Annotated in this window: 10 protein-coding genes; 6 read left to right on the top strand and 4 right to left on the bottom strand. The window is 39.1% G+C overall.

Annotation, left to right across the window (positions count from 1 at the left end):
- Positions 1-9 precede the first annotated feature (9 nt).
- Positions 10-1,221: an SfnB family sulfur acquisition oxidoreductase gene (locus tag JR005_RS13235; RefSeq protein WP_218665250.1), complete on the bottom strand. Its 1,212-nt coding sequence runs from the start codon at positions 1,219-1,221 to the stop codon at positions 10-12.
- 401 nt (positions 1,222-1,622) lie between these two features.
- On the opposite strand from JR005_RS13235, the gene JR005_RS13230 reads away from it, so the two are divergent.
- On the top strand, positions 1,623-2,387 hold the full coding sequence (locus JR005_RS13230; protein WP_005003899.1) for a glutathione S-transferase family protein: 765 nt from the start codon (positions 1,623-1,625) through the stop codon (positions 2,385-2,387).
- Between the two features lie 358 nt (positions 2,388-2,745).
- Positions 2,746-4,116 carry an NAD-dependent succinate-semialdehyde dehydrogenase gene (locus tag JR005_RS13225; protein WP_151725064.1) on the top strand — a complete coding sequence of 457 codons (1,371 nt, stop codon included), beginning with the start codon at positions 2,746-2,748 and terminating at the stop codon, positions 4,114-4,116.
- Between the two features lie 65 nt (positions 4,117-4,181).
- Here the strand turns inward: JR005_RS13225 and JR005_RS13220 are convergent, their stop codons facing one another.
- Positions 4,182-5,639, bottom strand: a complete 1,458-nt coding sequence (locus JR005_RS13220) for a DASS family sodium-coupled anion symporter (protein ID WP_044435202.1) — start codon at positions 5,637-5,639, stop codon at positions 4,182-4,184.
- Positions 5,640-5,882: 243 nt separating this feature from the next.
- Here JR005_RS13220 and JR005_RS13215 point away from each other — a divergent pair, with 243 nt between their 5' ends.
- Positions 5,883-6,869, top strand: a complete 987-nt coding sequence (locus JR005_RS13215) for an ion transporter (protein WP_026039907.1) — start codon at positions 5,883-5,885, stop codon at positions 6,867-6,869.
- Between the two features lie 31 nt (positions 6,870-6,900).
- Here JR005_RS13215 and JR005_RS13210 read toward each other — a convergent pair whose 3' ends face one another.
- Entirely contained in the window at positions 6,901-8,103 is a 1,203-nt protein-coding gene (locus tag JR005_RS13210) for an MFS transporter (RefSeq protein ID WP_049175538.1), read from the bottom strand.
- Positions 8,104-8,312: 209 nt separating this feature from the next.
- Here JR005_RS13210 and JR005_RS13205 point away from each other — a divergent pair, with 209 nt between their 5' ends.
- The 3 genes from JR005_RS13205 to JR005_RS13195 all read left to right on the top strand — a co-directional run bounded on the left by JR005_RS13205 (position 8,313) and on the right by JR005_RS13195 (position 11,329).
- Positions 8,313-8,750 (top strand): hypothetical protein, encoded by a 438-nt coding sequence (locus JR005_RS13205; protein ID WP_034697739.1) that lies wholly within the window; start codon positions 8,313-8,315, stop codon positions 8,748-8,750.
- Between the two features lie 331 nt (positions 8,751-9,081).
- Positions 9,082-10,002, top strand: coding sequence for a LysR family transcriptional regulator (locus JR005_RS13200; RefSeq protein ID WP_004989520.1), 921 nt, complete (start codon positions 9,082-9,084; stop codon positions 10,000-10,002).
- A gap of 286 nt (positions 10,003-10,288) precedes the next feature.
- Positions 10,289-11,329 (top strand): sensor domain-containing diguanylate cyclase, encoded by a 1,041-nt coding sequence (locus JR005_RS13195; protein ID WP_218665249.1) that lies wholly within the window; start codon positions 10,289-10,291, stop codon positions 11,327-11,329.
- Here JR005_RS13195 and JR005_RS13190 read toward each other — a convergent pair.
- The gene (locus JR005_RS13190; RefSeq protein WP_171494101.1) at positions 11,316-11,771 is read right to left on the bottom strand and encodes a DUF441 domain-containing protein; all 456 of its coding nucleotides are present in this window, start codon (positions 11,769-11,771) and stop codon (positions 11,316-11,318) included. The genes JR005_RS13195 and JR005_RS13190 overlap by 14 nt on opposite strands.
- Between the last annotated feature and the right edge of the window lie 84 nt (positions 11,772-11,855).

Raw genomic sequence — 11,855 nt, 5'->3', positions numbered from 1 at the left:
ATTATCTCCTTAGATCCATGCATGACGAGCAGGCAAAGTACCGTTCAGGTAATAGTTGCCAATGGCGTGTATTTTCCAGCGCACGGGATCGTGCAAGGTATGCACGCGTGCATTACGCCAGTGTTGATCGAGATTAAATTGGCTCAAGCTGGCACGACTACCGCCCAGTTCCAGTAATTTTTCTGAAATCTGTAAGGCTGCATCATTGGCATAGACTTTGGCTTCTGCCACTAAAATCGACGCTTTGGCTGCTTGTTGTTCTGTGACTTGATCAAGCTGATCCAGTTCATCCAGATACTCAGCTGCTTCATCCAGAAGTAAAATCGCAGCATTGAGGAGAATATCCAGCTTGCCCGTTTCTTGCAGGGTATAAGGTTCCAGACTGGCCTTTTCCACTTGTGCATCGAGAATAGGACGGGCTTTTTTTACGGCTGAAATAAGATCTGCAAAAGCCGCCTCAGCGATTCCGACATCAATGGCGACCTGTAATAATTGTGAATACGCGCCACGATAGGTGGGTGCCTGAGTTAAAACACGCTCATCAAAAATCAAGTCTGGATCAACGATGACCTGATGCAATTTTACCGTGCCACTTGCCGTGGTCCTTTGTCCAAAGCCATTCCAGTTATTGATGATTTCAATCCCGTCACTGTGTCGGTCTACAATCACTAAAACCACATGACCCTCTGGATGAATGGCTTTAATCGCAAGCCAGTGCGCAAAAATACTGCCTGTGGAGTAAAATTTTTCACCATCCAGATAATATTTGCCATTTTTAAGTGTGAGGGTGGTCTGTAGTGTTTTTGAATCTTTGGTATGACGTTCAGGGCCGCCATTGGCAAGGCGTTTACCCGACAGAATTTCTTTAAAAATAAATTGTTTTTGTGATTCTGTTCCCATCAGATCAATTAAATTCAGTAAGCTAATTTGATTTTGAGGAATTTGCCCAACACTTGAATCTGCCTTATTTAAGATCCTAAACACCTGAGCCAGTGTTTTATTGGACACGAAAGCGCCACCATAACGCTTAGGAATACGAATGCCGCCTAAACCTTTTAGACTAAATTGATCGATTTCTTCAAAGGGCAAAATCCGCTTTAGATCACGTTGATTACGACCTTCCAGTGCAAAATCTGCAACTTGATAAGCTGCATTAATTGCCTGTTGATCGTTTTGAATGACTTGAACCGATCGGGTAGGATAGAAATTTAACTCAGACATAATGATACCTACTATAGATAGGGGTACCTTAGAAAAAATATACCTAATGGTTAAACGAAGTATTGCGCGTAGTTTATGAAGAAAAGTGCTTAATCATTTTTGATCTAAATTAAGTTGTTTTTTGAATAACATGAAATTGATAAAAATCAATGATATATTTATTTTTGATAATTTGAATTTTGGTTTTTTATATCGTATTTATTTGTTTTAAAGATATCTAGCGCGGAAAAACATATAAATTATAGGTATCCAAATCGGATTGCAGATTGTGCCAATAGACGATTTCGCCCAATGTTTGGCACAAAAAGTACATTGTTTTCATTATGGCTTACTTTTAAAGTAAGCAAAACAAGATATTGTTTTTTAAAATTGTTTGATTAAAAAAATAAATTGGAGTTTTTATGCGGGTTTTATACCAGTTTCCTTTGTCCCATTATTGTGAAAAAGCTCGCTGGTTACTTGATCATAAGGAATTGGATTATGTTGCGCATAACTTGATTCCTGGTTTCCATCGTGCTTTTGCCCAGTTAAAAACCGGTCAAAATAAACTTCCGATTTTAAAAGATGATAAAAGATGGATTGCTGAATCAACTCAAATTGCGTTGTATCTGGATGATCACTACCCCGAACATTCATTATTACGTCGAGATCCGCATTTACGTGAGCTGGCTATTGAGATCGATAAAATTGCTGACGAACTAGGCGTTCATGTACGTCGCTGGAGTTTGGGGCATGCACTGACGCATGGTGATGAAGCGCTTGAAATCATGATGGGTGAGCAGGGCTATTTGCGTCAATTTGAAAAATTTTCAAAACCGATTTTGAAAACTTTAGTGACCAAAAGCTATGAGCTTCAGGAAGAAAAGATTGCCCAATCTAAACTGCGTATGGATGAATTGGTATTGGTCTTGAATGAACGCCTTATTGATAATTTTGGACGTTATTTGGTTGGGGATCGTTTAGGGCTCGCCGATATTGCCGTTTGTGCAATGCTTGCGCCGATTTTGGAGCTGTCAGGAACACCGTGGGAACGGGAAAATAATGAAGTCAGTTCACCTGAATTACGTCAATATAAAGACTATTTGCTCAGTTTACCTTTGGGGCAATATGTACAACGAATTTATGAAACTGAACGTAATGCACGTGTAGATTGGCGCGGCATATAACTTAAACTAGATGCAATTTTCAGAAACCTGATTTGATCAATCAAATCAGGTTTTTTTATTTCTTATGGATGATTTTCTACATACAAAAAGAATGGGTTTACTTACTCAAACGCTATCTAAACCAAGATTTTGTATCAATAAGTGAGGCTTTGAAGGCGTTTTGCTGCAAAGCCTATTCAATGTCTTTAACTCTCTTTAATGTGGGTGGGTGTACAAATAGTGCCGTGTTTTGGTGACTCATCTGATTAACAGATATGCAAACAAAATAACGCCACACAATGTTGCTCGACCAACGCATTTTGAAATGTTTGAACCATTCAAATTTCACTTAAGATAAACATAATGATTGGAGATAGCCATGAGTTATCAGTCGGTAAATCCTTTTAACGGTCAAATTCTTAAAACTTATGACTTTCATGATCAAGCTAAAATTGATGAAAGTCTGGATCATGCTGAAAAGCTATTAAAATCAGATTGGTCTAAAAAAGACCTAGAAAAACGTCTTGCGTTACTCAAAAAAGTAGCAAGTCAGTTAAGAGCAAATAAAGAAAAACTGGCACAACTTATGTCTACAGAAATGGGTAAGTTGATCAAACAGAGCCTTGGTGAAGTGGAGTTATGTGCCAATATTGCAGATTATTATGCACAAAATGCAGAGAAGTTTTTAAGTCCACAAAAGTATCCGACTGAAATAGGTGAAGCGTGGGTTGAACATCATCCACTGGGTGTGATTATGGCAGTCGAACCGTGGAATTTTCCTTTTTATCAACTCATGCGGGTATTTGCGCCGAACTGCGCGATTGGTAATCCTGTCCTAGCTAAACATGCCAGTATTGTCCCGCAATGTGCAGAAGCCTTTGAAAAGATTATTCATGATTCAGGTGCACCAGCAGGCGTATGGACCAATTTATTTATTTCAACCGATCAGGTTGCTGAGATTATTAAAGATCCGCGTGTACAGGGTGTTGCCTTGACCGGTTCAGAAGGTGCGGGAAGTAGTGTTGCCGAACAAGCGGGAAAATATGTTAAGAAGTCGACGCTAGAATTGGGTGGAAATGACGTTTTTATCGTATTGGATGATGCTGATTTGCAACGTGCGATTAAGGTCGGTTGTCAGGCACGTATTAATAATGCAGGTCAAGTTTGTACCGCAGCCAAGCGTTTTATTTTGCATGAAAAAATTGCTGAGCAATTTAAGCAAGGCATGATCGAAGCATTTAAAAACTTAAAAACAGGCGATCCATTGGATGAGTCGACAAGTCTGGGGCCTCTATCATCGGCTTCGGCAGCAGAAAACTTACATAAACAGGTAGTCAAGGCTGTTGATGCTGGAGCCACATTAGTATTGGGTGGTAAGCCTATTGACGGAGCAGGTAACTTTTTTGAAGCAACCATTTTAGAAAATATTGAAGAAAGTAATCCTGCTTGGTATGAAGAATTTTTTGGCCCAGTGTCTCAACTTTATGTCGCTAAAGACGACGATGAGATTGTAAAAATTGCCAATCAATCACATTATGGCTTAGGCGGTGCAATCCACTCTAAAGATATTGAGCGAGCAAAAAAACTAGCGTCACGTGTTGAAACAGGCATGATCTGGATTAATAGTTTGACTCAAACTGCACCAGAGTTACCTTTCGGTGGCGTAAAACGTTCAGGTTATGGTCATGAACTTTCTGAGCTAGGTTTTAATGAATTTGTACAAAAGAAATTGGTGGTCATTCCTGCATAATATTGCAAAAAAGCCTGTCATGATTTTTTATGACAGGCTTTTTAATGGGGGATAGAGCTGCAAATTTACCAGTAGCCCAGAAATTTCCACCAGATGCCACCAATGAGGATAAAAATCACAATATTGACCACACTCATGACAAAGCCTGCCTTCCACCATTCTCCCAAAGTGGTATAGCCAGACCCATAGATAATCGGTGAGGTACCTGTTGCATAGTGCGTAAGTGTCATCATAATACTGGATGCAGCCGCCATGATCAGTGCAAACAGCATTGGGGGAGCACCAAGTGCAATACCTGCTGTGTAAAAGGCAGCAAACATTGCGGTAATGTGTGCTGTAGTACTTGCAAACATATAATGCGCATACATATACGTCAGTAAGAGCAATAAACTTGCCAGTACCCAGTTGAGTCCAAGATGTGCAATCTGGGCTTCAAGAACTCCAGAGAACCATGTAATAAGACCTAACTTATTTAAGTAGGTTGCCATCATCACTAAAGCAGCAAACCATGTGATGGTATCCCATGCACTTTTTTGAGTCAGGATATCTTCCCAAGTCAAAACCCCTGTTAAAAGTAAGAGGCTTAAACCAATAAATGCGGTCGTCGTCGCATCCACTGACCACGCATCACCCAAGATCATGGCAGGAATACCAGCCCAAAGTAATAGCATGATGCCAAAGACACCTAACATGATGAGCTCAGGTAGAGTCACTTTCCCCATTTCTTTCAGGCGTTCTTTTGCAAATTGTGCTGAATTTGGCGTTCGTTTAATTTCAGGTGGATACATGAGATAGATGATAATCGGCATAACAATGAGCGCTATGATTCCTGGAAGGATCATGGCAATTGCCCATGTTGTCCAACTGAGGTAAATCTGGGTATTGGTCGCTTTTGCGACCAGATCTACCACCAGTGGATTAGGTGCTGTCGCAGTAACAAACATGGCAGAAGTAATCGGATTGGCATGATAATTCACCAAAGCCAGATATTTCCCCATACGACCTTCAGTGCCTTTGGCTGGGTCTGAATCATAACTGGTCGCAATAGCGCGAACAATCGGATGGATAATTCCACCGCCACGTGCCGTATTACTTGGCGTAACAGGAGCAAGTATGAGTTCCGACAACACCATGCTATAACCGATACCAATGGTTCGTTTACCCCATACGGCAATAAATAGATAACCTAAACGTGCTCCAAGCCCTGTTTTTTGAAGCCCTTTGGAGATCATGATCGACACCCCAATTAGCCAGATAAGGGGATTGGCAAAACTACTTAAAGCGTCCTTAATGGCTTCACTGGGTTTGGGGTTGGTGACGCCCGTAACGGCAACTAGCGTAATGGCAATCATCGCAATTGCTCCAATCGGAAGGGCTTTCCCGATAATGGCAGCAATTACCCCTACAAACATGGCCAATAAATGCCAAGCTTCAGGCGTTACTCCTTGAGGGACTGGGATAATAAACCAGATGATAAGTGTTAATGCACAGGATATTGCAGCTGGAATTGGTTTAAAGCCCATAAAAACCGCCTTATTATGAATAGATTAACGTTATAATTTATATAGTTAGTATTGTTAAACTGCATGCAAACGCATTTGAGTTTATGATTTTATTATGAAAGAGTCTTGCTCTATTACCAAATGAAGAATTGTTGCCTGTCTGTTACTGCATTCTCACTAGGATTAAGCTAAAAGCTGACACAAATACTGTGAGCATGTTAAATTGTGCCGAGTATTGAGCATAATTATAAGTTTTTATTTATGATGACTAAATTTTCCTTACGTCATTTACGTCGTTTTGTTTTTAATAATTTACAGAATCATGATTATGAAAGTCACTTAAGTCGTCTCCTGAATTTCTTTTTGATATTTTTGATTATTGCCAATGTTTTAGCCGTTATGTTGGAGTCGATTGATTCCATTTATTTTGCGCACAAAAAACTCTTCGATCTATTTGAAACAGTTTCTATCGCTCTATTTACGATTGAATATTTATTGCGCTTATGGTGTGTTGCAGAAGAGCACCCAGATCAACCTGCATGGAAAACACGATTGCAATGGTTTAGTAGTGGCGGTGCGATTATTGATTTATTGGCGATTTTACCCGCATACCTTAACTTTATAGTACCAATTGACTTACGGTTCTTGAGAATTTTAAGATTACTGCGTCTGTTAAAGTTGACCCGTTATTTCGTTTCACTCCAGATTTTACTTGCGGTTATCGAGCGTGAAAAAGGTTCATTTCAGGCAGTTGTATTTATTTTACTCATCATGATTGTTATGGCTGCGGGTGGTATCTATGTGGTTGAAAATAAAGCACAGCCCGGAGTATTTAGCTCTATTCCAGAGGCAATGTGGTGGGCAGTTGTTACGCTGACTACAGTCGGCTATGGTGATGTGACTCCAGTCACCAATATTGGCAAATTATTGGGCGCTGTGATTACAATTTTAGGTGTTGGTTTGGCTGCATTGCCAGCAGGTATTTTGGCGACAGGTCTTGCGAATGAATTAAGTTTACGTAATCAAAAACTTGCTCAGGAGTTTAGAAATTTACTGATTTCAAATCAGATAGACTATCTAAATGAAACAAAGGAAATCGAAAAAATCCGTAAACGGATAGGCTTAAGCAAAGAGCAAACCAATGAAGTGATTATGCAATTGATCCGTGAGAAAGATTTGGAAGAGCAGGAACAACAAAAGAAAGCCTTTAAATATTGTCCTCATTGCGGTGAAAAGTTGCCAGAGGCATGAGTTCACTGAAATTGATCTCATGCCAAAGATTTTATTTCTTATATTTTTCTACAGCAAAGGCGATCAACAAAATCACTAATCCGCCAAGACTTAGAACAAAACCCACCCAGATAGGTGCGATCCAACCCATCTGATGACTCAAGACCCAACCACCTAAAAAAGCACCTAATGCATTTGCCAAATTAAAGGCTGAATGGTTGAGAGATGCCGCCAAACCTTGGGCTTCACCAGCAACATCCATTAAGCGCATTTGTAAAGTTCCGCCTAAACCCATGACTGTGAGTCCAATCAAAAACAAGGCAAAAATCGCAGTATAAAGCTGGCTCATCATGAAACTGGCTAAAACAAAAGCAAGTGCCGAACTAATAAGCACGGCTACAATGGTTTTATTTAAATTCCGATCGGCCAGCCAACCTGCCAGTAATCCTCCAATCACCATACCAACACCCCAGATGGCTAAAGCAATGGGAACAATATCGATACTGACTTGGGTATATTCAGTCAAAATAGGTGAGACATAACTATAGACCGAAAACATGCCGCCAAACCCAATTGCACCCACAGCAAGCGTGAGCCACATATGGATATTTTTCAGCCCTGCCAACTCGGTTTTAACACTGGCTGTTGAATGTACTGGTATTTGGGGTACAAAAATGGCAATGGCAACTAAGGTAACAAAAGCAATAATTGAGGAAAATTCAAAGCCTGAACGCCAACCAAATTGTTGACCTAGCCATGTTGCCAATGGAACACCGAAAACTGTCGCAATGGTTAGTCCCATCATCATTTGAGCAACAGCGGAAGCTCGTTTTTTGGGACCAGCCAGTTCTGCGGCAACCAATGCGCTTACACCAAAATAAGCGCCGTGTGGAAAACCCGCGATAAAACGTGAAAGTAAAACAGTTTCAGGTGTATGAGCCAAAGCGGTCAGAGCATTGGCAATGCCGTAAAACAACATCAAACCCAGTAATAACGACTTGCGTGGAATGCGTGCAGCTAAAATAGCAATAACTGGCGCACCAATCACTACGCCAAGTGCATAAGCACTGATAAAATGACCTGCATCTGGAACACTAATATGTAGATCTTTGGCAATTTCCTGAATCAATCCCATTGCAACAAATTCAGTTGTTCCGATACAAAAGCCACCAATCGCTAATGCTAAAATGACCCAAAATAATGAATATTGTCGGGGTGAACCCGAAGCAATCGATGTATTTGATTTAGCTGACATAAAAAATTGAGAGAAATGGGAGAATAATCAAGAAATAATTATAGTGGAAAGAGATTGTAATAGTTAACTAATTCACTCGGAATTCAAGATTTTTAACATCTTTACAGCGATAAATAATGATTGAAAAAAGTTATATACAATATATATTTGCACGCTGCATTACGGGGTTTAATGCGGTGATGGAGTTAATCAGAATAATGAGTATGAAGATGTTAAAAAAATGTATGGCTGTGGGGTTGCTAGTATCTGTATTGACCAGTAGTGGTTGTGCTGTAGTCATGGCAAGTAATCAGCCCAGTAAGAAAAATCTAAGTGTTTTAAATACAGGTATTTCACGTAATCACGTGATTGCTGAGTTTGGTGCACCTGTTGCAAGTGAATATAAAGATGGTCAACGTGTAGAAATTTATACTTTCCAACAAGGTTATTCTAAAGCAAATAAAACCAGTCGTGTGATTTGGCATGGCTTAGCAGATGTCGCTTCAATTGGTTTGTGGGAAGTTATTGGAACGCCTGCGGAATCATATTTTGATGGAAAGAAACTTTCTTATCAGGTGATATTTGATCAAAACGATAATGTTGCAAGTCATCAGTTACTTTCAATGGTTGCTCAATCACAAACTCAAGTTAATGATGTTGCACAATAACTCCATGATGAATTTGATAGACCAATCGTTCTGATAAAAAAAGCTCTAGGTCAACGTTGACCTAGAGTGTCTGGAGTTTTTGATTATAGTTTTTTATATTTATTATTTTAAAATTTATAAATTTTTTATTTTCAATATCTTAGTAAGAATTTAGCATCCAAATTATTTGATCTGACAAAATGGAACTAGAAGATGATTGTGTTTTAAAGTCATATAAGTTGAGCTATATTCATGTAGTAAAAGAATAATGAAATAAAATTTAAGTTGAAACAAGCTAATAAATTTCATGATATAATGAATAATATTCACTCTTTTGTTTTGATTCGACTTTATGCTTGAAATTCGCCATCTTAAAACGCTTCTGGCTTTACGTGAGCATGGTTCACTGGTCGCTGCTGCAAATGATTTGTGTCTAACCCCTTCAGCAATTTCACATCAACTGAAAGAACTTGATCATTGGTATGGGGTCGAAGTCGTCAATCGTCGTAGTCGACCTGTAACCTTTTCAAATGTGGGGCAACGCTTATTAAAACTTGCCGATGATGTGTTACCACAAATTCAAATTGCACAAAGTGATATCACGCGTATTGTACATGGGCAGACGGGACGTATTATTTTTTCGTCTGAATGCCACAGTTGTTTTGACTGGTTAATGCCATTATTAAATCAATATCGCCAACAGTATCCTGATGTCGATCTGGACTTTGCTTCGGGTTTTGAAGCCAATCCACATGAACTTTTACAAACAGGTGAATTCGATTTACTCATTACCGCAGATCCGATCGCGCTTAAAGGGATTGAATATTTTCCGATTTTTGAATATGAATCACGTTTGGTCTTATCCAATACGCATCCTTTGGTGCGTAGCGAAAATATCACGGTACAAAATTTAGCTGAAGAAACGTTGATCACATATCCTGTTGATAAACATCGTCTGGATATTATGGCGCATCTATTTCTTCCTGCAAATATCCAGCCTAAAGCCATCCGTACCACCGATTTAACTCAGATGCTCATTCAACTGGTGGCCAGTGGGCGTGGTATTTCAGCTTTGCCTGATTGGGTGGTAAATGAATATGAACAAAAAGGCTGGGTGACAAGTCGTCGTTTGAGTTGTGTTGCACCACAAGGCTTGCGCCGTACTTTATATGCGGGTTATCGGACTGATGAGAAAGAAAAAAGCTATTTTGAAGGTTTCTTGAAACAGTTGGAAAAATTTTCTCAGAAAAGAATAAATTATTATTCAGCCTAATTATAAGACTTCTTTCATCATTGTTTAAACCTTCTTTATTTTTCTTCAATAGAGAGAAATAAAAGGGACTTATGAAAGAAGTCTATATTCTTTCTAAGAAAGACACTTGGACATTATTTAAATTGTAGGTCATTCGGCAGATTGATTAAAAATGCCCTTTTTGAGCGCATAAGTCTGTTTATTTTCTATGCATTTTGCATAATTAGTCGTAAAATTCCCTCCCATCACTTCTTTATTATTTTAATAGTCAAAAAGTCATCATTTTTAATACGGGTTAGGGCTTAGAATGTCAGGTAAATTTCAACCGACAGTCGAACAATTACTTTCTGTGATCCAGACGCAGACTGAAATTGTAAAATTGGGGCTAGATTTAGACTCAGTGATGACCGTGGTTGCCCAACAGTCAAAGAATATTATTGAAGCTGATGGAGCAATTATTGAACTCTTAGAAACCAATGAAATGGTGGTTCATTCAGTATCTGATCATAATTTAAATCTACTAGGTCATCGCATAAAAGTTAAAAATACTCTTTCGGGGCTTTGTATTGAAAAAAGAGAAATCTTATATAGTCCAGATACTGAGACAGATCCAAGAGTGGATGTATTTGCCTGTCGTTATGTAGGACTTCGTTCAATGGCGGTGGTTCCACTTATTCATTGTGAAGAACCTTTAGGCGTTTTAAAAATATATTCAAAAAAAGTAGCCGCTTTTGCAGAAGGAGACTTAAGACTACTCGAGCTAATGTCTGAACTGATTGCGGCCGCCATGTATCATGCGACACGATTTGGTACACAAGAACTCTATCGTATGGCGACTCAGGATGTGCTCACCGAGCTTTCCAATCGAAGTCAGTTTTTAGATCATTTCAGAAGATGTCTTGCTTCAACTCAATCTACTCAGAATTATTTTGCTTTGTTAATGATTGATATGGATGGTTTGAAACAAATTAATGATCAGTATGGACATCGGGTTGGTGATGCTGCTTTAAAAGAATTTGCTCAAAGATTAAAAATGGTGATTCGTGTTCAAGATCATCTGGCTCGTATTGGAGGAGATGAGTTTGCCATTATTCTTACTCAATTAGCTGATCCAAAACTAAGTTTGAACGTGGTTGATCGAATCAATGTTGTTTGTGATCAAGAATTTATCTTTGAAAATAAAAACTTGAGTATTCGAGCCAGCACAGGTGTTGCAATTTATCCAACCCATGCAGATAGCGTTGAACAATTACTTGAATATGCAGATCAGCAAATGTATTTATCAAAACGATCAAAGAAACAGCCTGAAGACTTAAGTGGTTTTAATCAATTGATTATTGATAGCTAATCAGTAAAGACAAAATTCCTGCTGCAATCAGTGGGCCGACAGGAACTCCTCGAAGTACAGCGACACCTGCCACTGTGCCAATCAATAAACCTGCAACAACATCTGGCTGATTGGTCATGAGTTTAACACCGCGACCGCCCAACCACGCCACTAATAGACCGACTGCAATGGCTAAAATGGATTTGTAACTCAGGAATGATTTAAGAATCGTATCACCACTTAATTTGCCGCTGGCGATAGGCGTAAGCACACCGATGGTTAAGATAATAACGCCAATATTTAATCCATGTTGTTGTAAATAAGGGAAAAATTGACTTAATGGTGTAAGCTTAAAGAAGATTAGAACACCCGCAGCAATCGTGACTGCCGCATTTTGACTGAAAATACCACAAGCCAGTAAAACGAGTAAAACCAACAGATTGACATCAAGCTGTGACATGATCATGGTAATAAAAGCGTATATTGGGGGAGTGGTATATTGTATAACGATTTTTTATTTTACCAATGGTTGAAAAAGATCTTTTTT

Origin of the sequence: Acinetobacter sp. Colony158 (assembly GCF_019264745.1) — a bacterium.
Taxonomy (GTDB): Bacteria; Pseudomonadota; Gammaproteobacteria; order Pseudomonadales; family Moraxellaceae; genus Acinetobacter; species Acinetobacter ursingii.
Note: the sequence above shows the minus strand (reverse complement) of the source record. Positions and strands in the feature narration are given on the sequence as shown.